A 16,201-nucleotide genomic window follows, 5' to 3' on the forward strand; every position below is an offset into this window, starting at 1 on the left:
CAAGCAAGTTTAAGACTTATTCAATAAACTAGCAGGCGATACCTCACCGGCCAAACAATCCATGGGATTACTTCCCCACCCCTTTCGTGCACTAGTCATTGGATCCTCTGGAACCATTGGATCTGCATTTATGGAGCTGCTGCAAAATAACCCCTCCTGCTCAATGGTTGTGGGAATAAGCCGCCAATCTGCACCCTCGATTGATTATCAGATACCTGAATCGATTGAGCTCGCAGCCAAGGCTTTAGCCTCCAAAGCACCTTTTCAACTCATTATCAATACGATTGGCGTCCTTCATAGCGCCGACTGGATGCCAGAAAAGAAGCTGGATGATCTCAATGCAGATCAACTGAGCGAACTCATGAAAATCAATGCGATTGGGCCAGCCCTGACTATTCGTCATTTTTCAAAACTCCTCGACAGTCAACATAGCATCATGGCCACCCTGTCTGCCAAAGTTGGCAGCATCGAAGATAACCGTCTTGGTGGGTGGTATGGCTATCGCGCCTCAAAAGCTGCCCTAAATATGTTAATCAAAACTGCAGCAATTGAATTGGGCAGAATTAAACCCAATACAGCCTTGGTTGCATTGCATCCAGGCACGGTGAACTCCAGACTATCCAAGCCTTTTAAGGGGGAGCAAATTGGCCGCCCCGCTTTGGATGCCGTCAGTGATCTTTTCAAAGTGATCGAAAGTATTGAAAAACAAGACTCCGGAAGTTTTTTATCATATTCCGGCGAAAAACTACCTTGGTAAAGATATGAATATTGCTCCCACCCTAAATGTGTATGGCCAGCCACTAGTCCCTTGCTCATTCGACCCTCTTACCGGCTTCTTTCGCGATGGCTGTTGCAACACGGGTGTTGATGATGCTGGCAGTCATTTGGTCTGCGCAGTTGTCAGTGATGCGTTCTTGCAATTTAGCCTGAGCAAAGGCAATGACCTCATCACACCAAGACCGGAGTACGGCTTTCCTGGCTTATGCGCTGGCGACCAGTGGTGCTTATGCGTCAATCGCTGGATTGAGGCGATGGAAATGCACTGTGCGCCGCAAATTAAATTAGAGAGTACGCATTTCAATGTCCTCGAAAAAATCAGCCTCGAAGTTTTAGAAACCTATTCATTCGCACAATAAATCAAGCAATTACAGCCTTCAGGTAATATGACCCCCAATGAATCAGATCCTATCCATTTCCCACCTATCAAAAATCTATCAGTCTGGCTTTCAGGCCCTCAAAGACATCAATCTTGAAATTGCTAAAGGCGAAATCTTTGCCCTACTTGGTCAAAATGGTGCTGGCAAAACAACCCTCATTAGCATTATTTGCGGAATTGTGAACCCTAGCTCTGGCCGAGTATTGGTTGACGGGAAGAACATCATTGGCAATTACAAAGAGGCGCGCTCCTTAATTGGTCTTGTTCCACAGGAACTGTCTACCGATTCCTTCGAAACTGTCTGGAATACCGTCGTATTTAGTCGCGGCCTATATGGTAAGCCGGCTAATCCTGCGCTCATTGAGAAGATCCTCAAAGACCTTTCACTGTGGGAGAAGCGTAATAACAAGATCATGACGCTCTCAGGCGGCATGAAGCGCCGACTCATGATTGCTAAGGCCCTATCGCACGAGCCCAAGATCCTCTTCCTAGATGAACCCACAGCTGGGGTGGACGTGAGTCTTAGACGCGATATGTGGGAATTGGTCAGAGATCTCAAAAATAACGGTACCACTGTGATTCTGACGACGCACTATATTGAAGAAGCAGAAGAGATGGCCGATCGGATTGGCATCATCCGCAAGGGTGAATTGATTTTAGTAAAAGAAAAATTAGCGTTAATGAAGCAACTCGGTAAAAAAGAACTCATACTGCAATTGCCATTTCCGCTTGAATCGATTCCCTCAGGTCTCGATATTCCTGGTCTTAGCCTTTCTACAGACAAATTCGAATTGACCTACACCTATGATGCAAATAGTGAGCAAATGGGCATAGGGGAAGTCTTACGCAGACTTTCTGAGGGTGGGATTACCTTTAAAGACCTTCATACCAAACAAAGCTCGCTTGAAGAGATCTTTGTCAATTTAGTGAATGCTGGAGCAAGTTCAAATGAATCTTAATTTTTATGGCATGCGGGCCATTTTCAAATTTGAGATGGCTAGAACCAGACGTACCCTGATGCAAAGCATCATTGCGCCAGTGATCTCCACCTCTTTGTATTTTGTAGTGTTTGGTTCAGCGATTGGTTCACGTATTAGTGAGATGGAAGGCGTTTCCTATGGCGCATTTATTGTGCCTGGCTTGATCATGCTCTCACTACTCACACAAAGTATTTCTAATGCTTCTTTTGGTATCTACTTTCCCAAATTTAGCGGCACCATCTATGAATTACTTTCTGCACCCCTATCCCCCCTAGAAATCATCATTAGCTATGTGGGTGCAGCAGCAACCAAGTCCATCATCCTGGGTCTCATTATTTTGATCACAGCAACCTTTTTTGTAAACATCAAGATAGATCACCCTATTTGGATGCTGACTTACCTTTTGCTGACTTCAGTCACCTTTAGTTTGATTGGTTTCATCATTGGTATTTGGGCTGATGGCTTCGAGAAACTTCAAGTGGTGCCCTTACTAATCATCACCCCGCTGACATTCTTGGGGGGTAGCTTTTACTCTATCTCAGTATTGCCACCATTCTGGCAAAAAGTGGCCTTGCTCAATCCAGTGGTTTACCTCATCAGCGGTTTTCGCTGGAGCTTTTATAGCATTGAGGATGTGAACCTATGGGTCAGTCTGGGAATGACTTTGAGCTTTCTAGCGGTTTCTGTCGCCGCGGTCATCTGGATATTCAAGACCGGGTATCGCCTCAAAAAATAAAGGCAAAAGCGAAACCGCTAGATCAGAACATTACTGCGCCTCTAGCTTCTTCTTATTGCGACGATAGATATAGGCCGTAAGTACCGGGGTCAGCACTGCAGTCACAATCACCGAAGCGGCCACTTGAACAGTCGCTAAAGGTGCAATTGCTGCAAAAGATGGGTCAGCCAGTGCAACTGCTTGCGGAGTGCCGGTGGCATTGCCTGCCGTGCTGGAAGCTGCGGCACCCGCTACGCCAGAGCCGCCTAATAGGCGATCAGCCAAGATGCAAACGATTCCAGTAATGACCAATACTGAGAGGCCAAGCAAGATGCCCGGCAAGCCGGCGGTCGTTACCGCTGACAAATTGATACCTTGACCCAGTGTGAAGGCCATAAAGGGAATAATGATTGGCTCATGCTTACCAAAGAAATCCCTGAGATCGCTATCTAGATTTCCAAGAATCGCTCCAGCAATAATTGGGGCAATGACCGAGAACATCGTCATCCAAGGAATGACCGCCAGGCCTGCTCCGACTAAAACTAGCATGGTTAAAAATGGTCCAGTTTCTATACTTTGTGGCACGTAAGTGCCCGCATCTTCTTTGCTACCGAAGGTGCTAGTTAGAGCAAGAAACATACCGCCATTGGTATCGTTCATGGCTGCCAATACTGCTAAGGTAGTGAGACCAACAATGTCGCCATTAAAAAAGTGGGCGATCGCCAAAGAAATAGCAATTGCGATACCGACCTTTGCAAACAAGATACCAAAACCACGTTTGAGCATCGTTGGCGCTGCATTGAGCGTCATCTTTGTGCCAACGGTAAATAGATACATCGCCAAAAAGGTTGGGTAGCCCTGATTAGTGAGAGCTTGTGTAAAACCGCCTATCTTTAAGGCATTTGGCGCAAACGTGTTGAGTAGCATGCCAATAAATAAGGGCACAACCATTAACCCGCCCGGTACTTTATTGATGGTTTGATAAATCTTCATCTCTACCTTTCTGTAGCAGCCAATAAGCCGCCCTGTCTCTCGCTGGCATGATTGCCATATGTAATTAGTTATTTTTGACTTCGTTATTACGAAAGTCGTCGAGTCATTAGATCAAGTAGAAATAAAAAAGCAATTGATTCACATCAACTCCTAGCGAAAACACCTAGGCAATAAAAAAGCCCCATCGTAGATGAGGCTCTGAACACTATTGCTGCTATTAGTGTATTGCACTGCAATAAATACACTCGGGCTTTAGTCAGCCTTTTGCCCGATTTCAAAGTTAGCCATGCCTTCTAGGGCCTTCACCATTGCAGAGTGATCCCACGCCTTACCGCCATGGGCTACGCAAGAACTAAAGAGGGCTTGGGCGGTTGCCGTATTTGGCAACGATACCCCAAGTGATCTAGCGCTCTCAAGAGCTAGATTTAAATCCTTCTGATGCAACTCAATACGGAAACCAGGATCAAACGTGCGCTTCACCATGCGTTCACCATGCACCTCCAAGATCTTGGAACTTGCAAAGCCGCCCATTAATGCTTGGCGAACCTTGGCTGGATCTGCGCCCGCTTTGGCTGCAAACAGCAGGGCTTCAGCTACTGCCTCGATATTAAGAGCAACAATAATTTGATTAGCCACTTTTGCAGTTTGACCATCGCCATTGCCACCAACTAAGTTAATGTTTTTACCCATTAACTCAAAGACAGGCTTCACTTTGTTAAATACTGCCTCATCACCACCAACCATAATTGAAAGCGTGGCATTTTGAGCACCCACTTGTCCGCCTGATACAGGCGCATCTAAGTAGTCACACCCTAATGCATTGATTTTTTTAGCAAACTCTTTAGTGGCAATCGGGGAAATTGAACTCATATCCACCACTGTCTTGCCTGTGGTGAGGCCCGCTGCCACACCATGCTCACCAAGTAATACGCGCTCCACATCTGGGGTATCAGGCAGCATCAGGAAAATAATATCCGCCTGCTTGGCAACTTCTTGTGGATTAGCACAAACAATTGCACTCGATGCTGCAATTTCTGGGGCTACTTTGCTGCGAGTGGCTACATAAACTTCATGACCCGCCTTAATCAAATGAGATGCCATTGGAGCACCCATGATGCCAAGTCCAACAAATCCTAGTTTTAATTTTTCACTCATTATTCATCTCTTTTTAATATGTATTAAATCAATATGTTTTAAGTATTAATGCATCGGTGGGATATAAGCCAAGGTGTTACCCAGCATCCACAACAAGAACAGCACCAAAGGTGTATGCACTAGCAACTGTACAAATGAGAAACCAATCACCTCACGTGCCTTGATTCCCAAGATGCCCAACAAAGGCAACATATAAAACGGATTAATCAAGTTTGGCAATGCTTCAGCAGCGTTGTAGATCTGCACAGCCCAACCCAAGTGATATTGCAAGTCATTAGCCACTTGCATGACATAAGGCGCCTCAATAATCCACTTGCCGCCACCCGATGGAATGAAGAAGCCCAGAACTGCAGAGTAAATACTCATGATGATGGCATAGCTGTCATGCGATGCAATATGCACAAAGAAATCAGAGATATGCGCAGACAAGGTATGCGCATCAACCCCTTTTACTTGGGTCATCAAAGCGGCGATCGAACCATACAAAGGAAACTGAATCAATACACCCGTAGTCGTTGGAACTGCTTTTGAAACCGCATCCAAGAAACTTCTTGGACGCCAATGCAGCAAAGCACCAACCATGATAAATAGGAAGTTATAGGTATTGAGACCAGAAATCGCCGTAATAAAAGGCTTGGTAGTGAACTCGTTATACAACCAGCCTGCAGCCAACAAGGCCAGCAAAATAATTAATAGCGGGCTGTATTCCAACCACTCCCCAGGACGGGTGCGCTCAGCCAGCTTAGGAGGAGGCAAGCTCACATCAACACCGCAACCAGCGGCATCACGAGCAGCCTGAGGCCCGGGCGCTGAAACATAAGACACAATCAAAGAAACAATAAACAATGCAGCGAGCAAAACGCCAGACTGCCATAAGAAAATAGTTTCAGTAAAGGGGATAACGCCTGTAATTGCCAACACAGATGGTGGCAAGCTAGCTGGATTGGCCTGTAGTTGAGCGGCCGAAGATGACAAACCAAGCGCCCAAACAGCGCCGAGGCCTAAATAAGCAGCAGCGCCTGCAGCACGATAGTCCATCTTCAAATCAGTCCGTCGTGCCAAGGCCCTTACCAGTAAACCACCGAAAACCAAAGAGAGACCCCAGTTCAACAAAGAAGCTGCCATCGAAATACCTGCGACCCAGCAAACGGCGGAACGACCATTTTTAGGAATTTTGGCCATTTTTTCAATTAGCTTAGTTGCCGGTGGTGAGCTAGCAACTACATAGCCACCAATCACCACAAAAGCCATTTGCATAGTGAAAGGAATGAGAGTCCAAAAGCCATTACCGAAAGCCATGGCCGCATCGCTTGGGGTGGCGCCAATGTATAGCGTGGCTAAGGCCACAACGATGACAGCAACTACGGCAAATACCCAGGAGTCCGGGAACCAACGCTCAGCCCAGTTTGCGCAGCGAATGGCAAATCGCGCAAAAAAACTATTCTCAATTGAATTACTCATATATCTCCGTACTTTTTTATCAAATTCCAACAAAATGCTCATCAGAGGCAATTATCGCCTAAGGTAAAAATGAGTGCCCAAAGAGGCTCTCACTCAGGAAAGCCCCACCTTGGTTCAGGAAATACCAAATTGATGCATTGCTGCACCATAAAAAAATCCTCCCCTACTTTGGCCTGAACTAAGAATGTAAGTATTACTACCTACTTCGCACCAATTTAGATCGCCATTAAAGACATGACTAATCAAGCTATTCAACTCTCTATTAACGGGATTCATAAATCCTTCAGCTCGAAGTCGGGGCCTGTTGAGGTGCTTAGCGGCCTGACATTTGATGTCCACGAGCAAGACTTTGTCAGCATCATTGGACCAAGCGGCTGCGGTAAATCGACTATTTTTAATATTATTGCCGGCTTACTAGAGGCAGATCAGGGGTCTCTTATATATAGAGGTGAAAAAACCACCAGTCTGCGGGGTCGTATTGGCTACATGATGCAAAAAGACCTACTTTTTCCCTGGAAAACAGTGCTTGATAACGTTTTACTGGGGCTAAAAGTGCGAGGGGAAGATGGGCCCCGGGCAGTTGATATGGCCAGAGAATATCTATCTACTTTTGGTCTATCTGGATTTGAAAAATCTTACCCTCAAACCCTTTCTGGTGGGATGCGTCAACGGGTTGCCCTGATCAGAACCTTGCTAATGGATCCGGATATCCTTCTATTAGATGAACCTTTTTCTGCACTTGATTATCAAACTCGATTGTATTTAGAGAGCGTCTTACTTGAGGCTGTTGCTACCTTTAAAAAGACAGTCATCCTAGTGACGCACGATATTGATGAAGCAGTAGCCCTATCCAAGCGTGTTGTTGCGTTAAGTGGCAGACCCACTACCGTAAAAAATGTACATGAAATAGAAATAGAGCGTACATCCCCAATTGATGCAAGGGCTCATAAAAACTTTTCTGAGTACTTCAACTTACTCTGTTCTGAGTTAGATATTCAAACCAAAAAGGATGCTTCAGTATGAACTCAAAACCATCCTTGCTAAGTTCTTGGCTTAATAGCGGCACAGGCAAATCATTTATCCAATTACTTTCTGTAGTTCTTTTTTTTGCTGCTTGGCAGCTGGGAGCTGAGCTTGGATTTATTTCAGAATTCCTAGTGGGAACGCCAGCAGGTATTTGGAAATGTTTTGTTGCAAGTGTGCTGAACTACTCCATCTTTATTGATACAGGCTATACCCTTTGGGAAGCACTGCTTGGTTTTGTGATCGGCACCATCATTGGTACGGCACTGGGACTCTCCCTTTGGTACTCAAAATGGGCCGCACAAATTACAGAACCATTCATAGTGGCTATTAATAGCGTTCCCAAAATTGCCCTTGCACCAATCATATTGCTCTGGTTTGGAACGGGATTGGGAGCTAAGGTTGTATTGGTGGTTTCGATGACAGCAATCATTGCACTCATTGCAGCCCACCAGGCAACCAAGGATGCTGATAAAGATCTGCAATCACTATTGTTTTCAATGGGCGGTAATAAGCATCAAATATTTTTTGAAGTCATTGCGCCCTCTTCAATGCCGGTGATTGTTTCTAACTTCAGAATTAATGTGGGCTTTGGCTTGGTTGGTGCAGTCGTGGGTGAGTTTATCTCCTCGAAAGCTGGCTTAGGTCACATGATTTATAACGCTTCAAGTCTATATGAGCTCAATTCAGTATGGGTTGGCCTCTTCATGCTAATGATTGTTGGCTTCTTTCTCTATCACGCGATTGATGCACTGGAAAAATGGATGTTCCCTTGGCGCTCTGATAACGGACGCACCCAAATTCGAATGTAATTTATTAACTCATTGGAGGTATTACAAATGCAATCCATCTTTAAGAAATTAAGCACTATCGCATTAGCAGCGGGAATCGGCATGACTTCACTATCGGCATCGGCAGAAGTGAAGACCGTCACGATCTCTCAGGCTTTTCAGTCAATGCTGTATTTGCCCTTATATGTGGCGATTGATAAAGGCTTCTTCCAGGATCAGGGTTTGAGCGTGATTAAAGAAACTGCTGGCTCCCCAACTGCAGCACTATCCTCTGTTTTGTCTGGTAGCTCACAGTTCTCCATTCATGGTCCAGAGTGGACTGCGATAGCAGCGTCCAAAGGTGCTAACGTGGGAATTATTAGCAATGCAGTCAATGGCGCAGCAGTTTGGATTGCTACTGCACCAGATGTCAAATTCACTTCAATCAAGGATATCAAGGGTCAAAAAGTAGTCACCGGCCTCATGCCAACAACCAGCACATCTTTATTTCTGAAGTTGCTTAAAGAAAATGGCATGAATGAGAAAACCGATATTGATATGATCCAAGTACCTCTCGGTACTGAGCCAGCAGCCTTACTAGGTGGACAAGCTAAGGTAGCCGTCCTATATGAGCCAGGCTTGGATCAAGTTGCGATCAAGGGCATGAAAGTTGTCTTAGGCTTTCCAAAAACCTATGGTCCTTATGCCTTCTCGTCAATTACCGCTATGAAAACAGTCGATCCAGTAGTTGCCCAAAGAATGGTTAATGGCATGGAAGTGGCGCTGCGTTATATGGCCAAAGACCCCAAAGGCGCAATTGAAATCGCCAAGAAAGAGTTTCCTTCACAAGACCCTCAGGTTGTTGAAAATGCAGTGAACCGCATGATGAGTGAGAATGTGTTCCCTAAGAGCGTACAAATCACGCCACAAGCGCTAAAGATTGCAATGGAAACCCAAATTGCACTTGGAAATCTGAAGGAGCAACCAGCTTATGACACCTTCATCAATCAAACCTATATCAAGAACGCATTAACATTGAAGTAATCAATCTGTTTAGGCGGTCTTAGACTGCCTAAACAAACAACCATAAGACATCGATGCATATGAAAAAAATACCTGGCCTAAGAGAAGCTTGCAACAAAATTCAAGCGGGTGAGCTCACCCCCCACGAACTATTGTCACAATGCTGTGACCAGGCTGATCTCTTAGAGCCCAGTTTGCATGCATTTCTGGTGAGAGGCTCACTGGAAGATCTTGCTAAAGAAGTTAAGCCGGGGCCACTTAGCGGTATTCCAGTTGGCGTCAAAGATATTATTGCCACAACTCAGTTCCCTACTACTAATGGCTCTCCAATTTACAAGGGCAATATTCCCAAAGAGGATGCGCCCATCATTGCAAAAATTCGCCAGCTTGGCGGTGTGATTTTTGGCAAAACTGTCACTACTGAATTTGCTTGGCGCCACCCTGGCCCCACAACGAATCCCTGGAATGCAGAACATACGCCTGGCGGCTCATCCAGCGGCTCAGCAGCATCCGTGGCAGCCGGCATAGTACCTCTGGCACTCGGATCACAAACGCAAGGATCCATTGTGCGTCCCGCTGCCTTTTGTGGTGTGGTTGGATTCAAAGCTAGCTTTGGCGCTGTAACGCGCGAAGGGGCTCACCCCCTAGCCGGCTCCCTCGATCACATTGGGTTTTTCACCAGATCAGTTGATGACGCGGCGCTGGCTTTTCAGTTACTCAAGAATGACAGCCTGGCTGAAGAAGATGCAATTATTTTGCCCGATCTGGTGTTAAACGAAAAAACGGGTATCGCCCCTTTTGCAACACCTCGCATTGCAAAAATTGTCACTCCACACGATCACCTGCTAAGTGCAGAGCAAAAACAAGCGCTCGATGCTGCAGCAGATCGGTTGCGCGCTGCAGGCGCTATTGTCCAAGAGCTGACGCTACCAACCCAATACTGGGATGCCATAGCTGATATGAACTTGATGATGGATTGCGAGGCAGCGCAGATTCACGAAACCCATCTCAAAGAGAACAAGGAACTCCTCAGCCAACATATTATTGATTTAGCCGACAGAGGCTCTAAGCACTCTTCCGAAGCCTATCTTGCTGCTCGCGCAAAACAAATAGAATTAAAACAATCTATTGCTGCATTTTTTGAACAATACGATGGATTCTTATCGGTACCAGCTAGTGGCGAGGCGCCCAAGGGATTGACCTCTACTGGAGATCCCATTTTCTGCGCCCTCTGGAGCTTTTTGGGAATGCCTGCGATCAATCTTCCTTTTACCAAATCAGGCAATGGCTTGCCTTTAGGCATTCAATTGATTGGACAATACCAGGAGGACGCCAAACTCCTATCTATTGCTAAGTTTGCAGAAATTGCTTTTGCCAAGTAATTAAAAATCTTCAGATCCAAATGGTCCTAAAGGCACGGATCTGAAGCCCTATAATCGGATTGAGGTAATTAAAAAAATAATCAATCCGGAGAAATCTATGCAACAAAAATGGGGTATTCGTGGAATGGCCGTAGCGCCCCACTCCCTGGCATCTGAATCTGCTTTGGCAGTTTTACGTGAAGGTGGTAATGCCCTTGAGGCCATGGTTGCGGCAGCAGCCACTATTGCAGTGGTGTACCCACATATGAATTCCATTGGTGGCGACTCCTTTTGGGTGGTGCACTCCCCTGGTAAAGCCATGGGTGGCATTGATGCCTGTGGAGCAGCGGCTGGCCTAGCGACAAAAAACTGGTACGCAGAACGCGGTATTACCAAGGCGATTCCGTTTCGTGGAGCGGTTGCTGCCAATACAGTTGCCGGAACCATCTCGGGATGGGGTGCCGCACATCAATTATCCAAACAAGGTTTGGGCGGAAAAATTCCACTCTCCCGTTTATTGGCTGATGCAATCTATTACGCAGAAAAAGGGGTGCCAGTCACTCATAGCCAATCGAGCTTAACTACTAAAAAGACGGCCGAACTCAGTCCCATTCCTGGATTTGCAGAAACCTTTCTAGTGGACGGCAAAGCGCCCCAAGTTGGCAGCATCTTCAAACAAGAGCGCCTCGCTAAAACCCTGCGCCAGATCGCCAGAAAAGGAACGGAAGATTATTACCGCGGTGATCTGGCTGACTTACTCGCCAAAGAATTGACTGAATTGGGTAGCCCTTTGCGTTTAAGTGACTTACAGCGCCATCAAGCAAAACTGATTGATCCGCTAGAGCTCAAGCATAGCCTGGGTAATGTCTACAACATGATCCCACCAACCCAAGGTTTAGTCTCGCTGATGATATTGGGAATTTTGGATCAACTTAATCTCAAGCGCTTCAAAGTGGATAGCGCCGAGTACGTCCATCATTGCGTTGAGGCTACCAAACAAGCCTTCAAAATTCGCGATCAATTTGTTACTGATCCTGCCTATATGAAGCGCAATGCGCAAAATTTCTTAGCGCCCGCCTTCCTCAAAAAACTAGCCAAAAATATTGATCCTGAAAGAGCACTGCCATGGGGTCAAGGCAAAGGTCCGGCTGACACCATCTGGATGGGAGTCATTGATGGGCAGGGTAACTGTGTTTCATTTATTCAAAGCATTTACCATGAGTTTGGTGCCGGTATTGTTCTACCTACATCTGGTGTTAATTGGCAGAACCGCGGCTGCAGTTTCTCCCTAGATCCAAAAACACTCAATCACCTTGAGCCTTATCGCAAACCATTTCATACGCTCAACCCCGCTATGGCGTTATTCAAAGATGGTCGCTCTATGGTCTACGGCACGATGGGTGGAGATGGCCAACCCCAAACACAATGTGCAGTCTTTACACGCACCGCTACTTATGGTCTTGACCCGCAAGATGCGATTAGCCGCCCTCGTTGGTTGTTAGGTCGCACCTGGGGACAAACCAGCGATAGCCTCAAGCTTGAATCGCGCTTTAGTCCATGGGTTGCTAAAGAATTACATGCCTTAGGCCATGAGATTGAGATGCTCGATGCCTTTGATGAAACCGTAGGACACGCCGGTTGCATCATTCGAGAGCCCTCTGGCACTTTACGAGGCGGCTGGGATCCGCGTAGCGATGGTGCAGTGAGCTCCTTCTAAGCCCTGATGCTGCAACAAAAAAGGCTGCCAATGGCAGCCTTTTTCTATTGCACTATGTCTTAACTACTGATGCATTGCTTTTATGCAACCTTAGCTTGCAAATACTTTGCGCGCATTGGACGCAATACAAAGAAGGCGAGTAATGCAGCCGTTGCATCTAAGGCAATCATGATTGCAAACACTGGCAGCCAACTTTCAGTTTGACTGTGAATGTAGGCGGCAATAGGACCACCAATAATGGAACCTACGCCCTGCGCCATGTATAAAAATCCATAGTTGGTTGTAGCGTGCTTTTGACCAAAGGTATCTGTGAGCGTAGATGGGAATAAAGAAAAAATCTCACCCCAACCAAAGAAGACTACACCAGACATCAATACAAAAATAAGCGGGTCAGAGCGCGTCATCACCCATACAAACATAGCCGCTGCTTCTAGACCAAATGCAATTGTCATAGTGTATTCACGACCAATACGATCAGATACCCAGCCAAAGAGTGGGCGCGTTAAACCATTGGTAATACGATCAATACTCAAAGCCAAAGGTAAAGCTGCCATGCCAAAAACCATTGCACCAGTTACACCAAAGTCCTTGGCAAATGCACCCATCTGAGAGATCACCATCAAACCAGAGGTGGACATCATCGACATCATCAAAAAGAGCAACCAAAAAATAGGGGTCTTGAGCATTGCCATGGGTGACACACCAGCCGCTGCTGCCTCAATCTGGCCAGCAGTTTGCACACGATCAGCATGCGGTACACGAATGCCTTGCGCAGCCAATAAACCAACTGCGCCAATGATGTAGCCAAAGAATGTGAGGGTGCCTTGCAGGCCAGATTCAGCGAGGCTATTAGAGATTGGGAAGGTGGTCAATAAGGCACCAATACCGTAACCTGCAGCAACCATACCTACAGCAAAGCCGCGATTTTGCGGAAACCAGCGCACCATCAAACCAACGACGCCAACATAAACAATACCGGTTCCCAATCCACCCAATACACCATAAGTTAAGTAGAGATCAGAAACTGTAGCAACATTAGCAGATAGCACCCAGCTTAAACCGGTCAATACAGTACCGATCGACAACAACAGGCGAGGACCAAACTTATCAACCAAATAACCTTGAAAGGGCGAGAAAAAAGTTTGCAACACAATCAAGATCGAAAAGGTAATCTGTAGCTCAGTTAAGCTGACTCCCAGCTGACCCATGATTGGTTTTGTAAAGAGTGCCCACACATATTGAGGGCTTGAAATCGCCATCATGCAAATGACGCCTAGGGCTAACTGCACCCATTTGGACTTCAAGGGATTATTCGCACCCTCTGAAGCACCCATCGCTACTGAACTCATAAAACCTCCTGTTTTTATTTGATAGATCTATCAAAGTAAATTTTGCTGTTTCATTATTAATCGATTAGCAAGGGTTTGCACTAATATATTCACTAAATTGGTGCGTATATTTAATTAAGATACTTTATCCTGCACCACTAAGGGTGACCATATAGGAATTATTGGAATGACTAAGCAAGTAAAGGTACTGGCATTTGATGTTTTTGGCACAGTGGTGGATTGGCATGGATCAATTGCCGCTGAGGTTAGAAAACTCAAGCTGCCTGTAGATCCTGATGCATTTGCGACCGCCTGGAGAACAGGTTACAAGCCAGCCATGGCCCGCGTTCGTTCAGGGGAATTGCCTTGGACCAAGATTGATGATTTGCATCGCCTGATTCTCAATGACATTCTGAAAGACTTTCAGGTTAACGCTCTTTCTGAACCCCAAATACGGGATTTAAACCTGGTTTGGCATCGCCTTACTCCCTGGGCTGATACGGTGGCAGGCCTTACTAGACTGAAAAGTAAATTCATTATTGTCACCCTCTCAAATGGAAACTTAGGACTGTTGGCCGAGATGGCGAAAAATGCAGGCTTGCCATGGGATCTGATTCTTTCGGCTGAAGTCTTTCGGCATTACAAGCCCGATCCAGAAACATACCTGGGGGTGGCTGATATTTTTGATGTGACTCCAGATCAGGTCATGTTAGTAGCTGCCCATAAAGATGACCTCGTGTCTGCACAAGCCTGTGGCTTACAAACTGCCTTTATAGAGCGGCCGATGGAGTTTGGGCCTCAGGTTGTCAGGGAAGATCTACAGCGCGAGGAGTTCACTACCTATCATGCTAAAGATTTGAATGAGCTAGCAGCACAATTGGGCTGCTAGCTTACAAATAATCATCCGGCGTTTCCGCTAAGGTATCGCTGACATTGGCATGTGGGTTGGTAATATTGGGTAGCTTTAGACCTACATAGATGGCGACAATAGCAATACCGCTGGCCAACCACAATGCGTGATGAATTCCATTAATCAAATAGAGACGCCCCTGTTCAATCAGTTCAGCCGCATTTAAATGAAGGCTAGCCGCGAGTGCTTGAAGTTGTAATTGATCGCTAACCCGAATCAATATTTGCGGGGTTTGAAAGAGACTGGATACTCGAGAGTCGCTGATTCCCAACTGATTTAAATGGGCACTAATCGCATGATTAAAAGACAGGTTTACCACCAAACCCCCAATACTAGCGCCGAACATGCTGCCAACCGTTCTAAGCGTCTGCACCAGGGCCGATGAAGAGCCCAAGTCAGCTCTAGCCACTGCAGATTGCATTTGCAGAGTCAGATTTGGAATCTGAAAACCAAAACCAAAGCCGCACAATGAGAAGGCAGTGAGCAAATAGATGGAGGCCGTTTCCTGACCTGCTTGAGTCAGCATAAAAAGACCTCCCAGTAAGCACGCCACACCCGCACAATACACATAGCGCGTGCGTTTAATCCGCATAATCACCCGGCCATTAATAATGCTCCCGACAGTGATGCCAAACAAAATCGGCGTCACCATCCCCCCTGCTGTTTTAGGCGATAAAGAGAGGCCAGCCTGCAATAAAAGGGGCATGTAGAAAACCAGAATGAACAACATTAAGCCACTTAAGAAGGACAGAATCGATAACAGCTGCACTGTGGCATGCTCCAAAAGATGTGGGGGCAAAATAGGTTGTTGGCTTTGAATCTGATGTCGATAAAACAGGTAAGCAAAAATCAATGAAGCAGCCATTAAAGCCCAAAGTGTTGGATTGAGAAAACCCAATGAAGCCCCAAGCTCTGATGTCAGTAGTAAGGCAAATAAGGTTGCCACTAGTAAAGCCACTCCTAACCAATCTAGGCCCGACCTCTCTTCCTGGTGGTGAATGATTAAAGGCAAATAGCGCCACACCATTACTAAGGCAAGAATGCCAATTGGCAGATTGACATAAAAGACACTACGCCAACCAAAATGCTCCGTCAGCACTCCGCCAAGTGCGGGACCAACAGCTGACGCAATACCAAAAGCAGAAGACAGCATCACCTGCCAACGTACACGCTCTTTTAGATCGGGAAATAAATCTGGTACGGATGCAAATGCGGACCCTACTAACATGCCACCGCCAGCCCCTTGTAAGGCCCGAGCAAAAACCAACTGCATCATTGAACCAGCTATACCGCAAAGCATGGACGCAATAGAGAAAAGCGCAATGGCCCCAATTAAGAATGGCTTGCGGCCATGAATATCCCCCAAGCGTCCAATAATTGGAATAAAAATAGCATTGGTTAAAAGATAAACGGCGGCAATCCAAGGGTACAAACTATAGCCCTTTAAATCAGCCACAATACTGGGCAAAGCCGTGCCAACGACGGTTTGATCCAAGGCAATCAACATGATTACCAAGGAGATGCCAAGCATGGCTGTAGCGGGGTGTTGTTTCATGAAAAGGTGCTAAAAATAGAAACTGTATTTTGAACGCGTATTTGCGTAAATGGT

15 protein-coding genes are annotated in these 16,201 nt (G+C 46.2%); 10 read left to right on the forward strand and 5 right to left on the reverse strand.

The genetic code is table 11. The features are described from left to right. The first annotated feature begins 61 nt into the window (after positions 1–61). From M2125_RS05695 to M2125_RS05710, 4 genes are read left to right on the forward strand one after another with little or no spacing between them, the layout of a single operon-like run. Positions 62–757, forward strand: coding sequence for an SDR family oxidoreductase (locus M2125_RS05695; RefSeq protein ID WP_280742684.1), 696 nt, complete (start codon positions 62–64; stop codon positions 755–757). A gap of 4 nt (positions 758–761) precedes the next feature. Beyond that, a complete protein-coding gene (locus M2125_RS05700; RefSeq protein ID WP_076023935.1) occupies positions 762–1,136 on the forward strand; it encodes a DUF2237 family protein in 375 nt (124 codons plus the stop codon). Positions 1,137–1,173: 37 nt separating this feature from the next. Beyond that, positions 1,174–2,115 carry an ABC transporter ATP-binding protein gene (locus M2125_RS05705; RefSeq protein ID WP_076023533.1) on the forward strand — a complete coding sequence of 314 codons (942 nt, stop codon included), beginning with the start codon at positions 1,174–1,176 and terminating at the stop codon, positions 2,113–2,115. Further along, a complete protein-coding gene (locus M2125_RS05710) occupies positions 2,105–2,872 on the forward strand; it encodes an ABC transporter permease (RefSeq protein WP_076023830.1) in 768 nt (255 codons plus the stop codon). The genes M2125_RS05705 and M2125_RS05710 overlap by 11 nt, the downstream gene beginning before the upstream one ends. Before the next feature lie 30 nt (positions 2,873–2,902). Here M2125_RS05710 and M2125_RS05715 read toward each other — a convergent pair whose 3' ends face one another. The 3 genes from M2125_RS05715 to M2125_RS05725 form a co-directional block, all read right to left on the reverse strand. After that, positions 2,903–3,844: a 2-keto-3-deoxygluconate permease gene (locus tag M2125_RS05715; protein WP_076023532.1), complete on the reverse strand. Its 942-nt coding sequence runs from the start codon at positions 3,842–3,844 to the stop codon at positions 2,903–2,905. Positions 3,845–4,096: 252 nt separating this feature from the next. Then, on the reverse strand, positions 4,097–4,999 hold the full coding sequence (glxR, locus tag M2125_RS05720; RefSeq protein ID WP_425334237.1) for a 2-hydroxy-3-oxopropionate reductase: 903 nt from the start codon (positions 4,997–4,999) through the stop codon (positions 4,097–4,099). 45 nt (positions 5,000–5,044) lie between these two features. After that, positions 5,045–6,460, reverse strand: a complete 1,416-nt coding sequence (locus tag M2125_RS05725; protein WP_076023530.1) for a short-chain fatty acid transporter — start codon at positions 6,458–6,460, stop codon at positions 5,045–5,047. Positions 6,461–6,694: 234 nt separating this feature from the next. Between M2125_RS05725 and M2125_RS05730 the strand changes: the two genes are divergently transcribed. The 5 genes from M2125_RS05730 (at position 6,695) to M2125_RS05750 (ending at position 12,354) form a co-directional block, all read left to right on the forward strand. Then, a complete protein-coding gene (locus M2125_RS05730) occupies positions 6,695–7,483 on the forward strand; it encodes an ABC transporter ATP-binding protein (protein WP_076023529.1) in 789 nt (262 codons plus the stop codon). Further along, entirely contained in the window at positions 7,480–8,295 is an 816-nt protein-coding gene (locus M2125_RS05735) for an ABC transporter permease (RefSeq protein ID WP_277542316.1), read from the forward strand. The genes M2125_RS05730 and M2125_RS05735 overlap by 4 nt, the downstream gene beginning before the upstream one ends. 27 nt (positions 8,296–8,322) lie before the next feature. Further along, positions 8,323–9,297, forward strand: a complete 975-nt coding sequence (locus M2125_RS05740) for an ABC transporter substrate-binding protein (protein ID WP_076023527.1) — start codon at positions 8,323–8,325, stop codon at positions 9,295–9,297. A 59-nt stretch (positions 9,298–9,356) separates the two neighbouring features. Beyond that, entirely contained in the window at positions 9,357–10,658 is a 1,302-nt protein-coding gene (locus M2125_RS05745) for an amidase (RefSeq protein WP_076023526.1), read from the forward strand. 97 nt (positions 10,659–10,755) lie between these two features. Next, positions 10,756–12,354 carry a gamma-glutamyltransferase family protein gene (locus M2125_RS05750; protein ID WP_076023525.1) on the forward strand — a complete coding sequence of 533 codons (1,599 nt, stop codon included), beginning with the start codon at positions 10,756–10,758 and terminating at the stop codon, positions 12,352–12,354. 80 nt (positions 12,355–12,434) lie between these two features. Here the strand turns inward: M2125_RS05750 and oxlT are convergent, their stop codons facing one another. Beyond that, positions 12,435–13,703, reverse strand: coding sequence for an oxalate/formate MFS antiporter (oxlT, locus tag M2125_RS05755; protein ID WP_076023524.1), 1,269 nt, complete (start codon positions 13,701–13,703; stop codon positions 12,435–12,437). 166 nt (positions 13,704–13,869) lie between these two features. Between oxlT and M2125_RS05760 the strand changes: the two genes are divergently transcribed. After that, on the forward strand, positions 13,870–14,571 hold the full coding sequence (locus tag M2125_RS05760; RefSeq protein WP_076023523.1) for a haloacid dehalogenase type II: 702 nt from the start codon (positions 13,870–13,872) through the stop codon (positions 14,569–14,571). Between the two features lies 1 nt (position 14,572). Here the strand turns inward: M2125_RS05760 and M2125_RS05765 are convergent, their stop codons facing one another. After that, positions 14,573–16,147: an MFS transporter gene (locus M2125_RS05765; RefSeq protein WP_280742686.1), complete on the reverse strand. Its 1,575-nt coding sequence runs from the start codon at positions 16,145–16,147 to the stop codon at positions 14,573–14,575. Positions 16,148–16,201: the final 54 nt, after the last annotated feature.

Origin of the sequence: Polynucleobacter sphagniphilus (assembly GCF_029892205.1) — a bacterium.
GTDB lineage: Bacteria > Pseudomonadota > Gammaproteobacteria > Burkholderiales > Burkholderiaceae > Polynucleobacter > Polynucleobacter sphagniphilus.

Bases quoted from the DNA above. Each gene is read 5' to 3' on its own strand.
- oxlT (WP_076023524.1), bottom strand. From the start codon at position 13,703: ATGAGTTCAGTAGCGATGGGTGCTTCAGAGGGTGCGAATAATCCCTTG.
- M2125_RS05750 (WP_076023525.1), top strand. From the start codon at position 10,756: ATGCAACAAAAATGGGGTATTCGTGGAATGGCCGTAGCGCCCCACTCC.
- M2125_RS05710 (WP_076023830.1), top strand. From the start codon at position 2,105: ATGAATCTTAATTTTTATGGCATGCGGGCCATTTTCAAATTTGAGATG.
- M2125_RS05760 (WP_076023523.1), top strand. From the start codon at position 13,870: ATGACTAAGCAAGTAAAGGTACTGGCATTTGATGTTTTTGGCACAGTG.
- glxR (WP_425334237.1), bottom strand. From the start codon at position 4,999: ATGAGTGAAAAATTAAAACTAGGATTTGTTGGACTTGGCATCATGGGT.
- M2125_RS05725 (WP_076023530.1), bottom strand. From the start codon at position 6,460: ATGAGTAATTCAATTGAGAATAGTTTTTTTGCGCGATTTGCCATTCGC.
- M2125_RS05700 (WP_076023935.1), top strand. From the start codon at position 762: ATGAATATTGCTCCCACCCTAAATGTGTATGGCCAGCCACTAGTCCCT.
- M2125_RS05695 (WP_280742684.1), top strand. From the start codon at position 62: ATGGGATTACTTCCCCACCCCTTTCGTGCACTAGTCATTGGATCCTCT.
- M2125_RS05735 (WP_277542316.1), top strand. From the start codon at position 7,480: ATGAACTCAAAACCATCCTTGCTAAGTTCTTGGCTTAATAGCGGCACA.
- M2125_RS05765 (WP_280742686.1), bottom strand. From the start codon at position 16,147: ATGAAACAACACCCCGCTACAGCCATGCTTGGCATCTCCTTGGTAATC.
- M2125_RS05705 (WP_076023533.1), top strand. From the start codon at position 1,174: ATGAATCAGATCCTATCCATTTCCCACCTATCAAAAATCTATCAGTCT.
- M2125_RS05745 (WP_076023526.1), top strand. From the start codon at position 9,357: ATGAAAAAAATACCTGGCCTAAGAGAAGCTTGCAACAAAATTCAAGCG.
- M2125_RS05715 (WP_076023532.1), bottom strand. From the start codon at position 3,844: ATGAAGATTTATCAAACCATCAATAAAGTACCGGGCGGGTTAATGGTT.
- M2125_RS05740 (WP_076023527.1), top strand. From the start codon at position 8,323: ATGCAATCCATCTTTAAGAAATTAAGCACTATCGCATTAGCAGCGGGA.
- M2125_RS05730 (WP_076023529.1), top strand. From the start codon at position 6,695: ATGACTAATCAAGCTATTCAACTCTCTATTAACGGGATTCATAAATCC.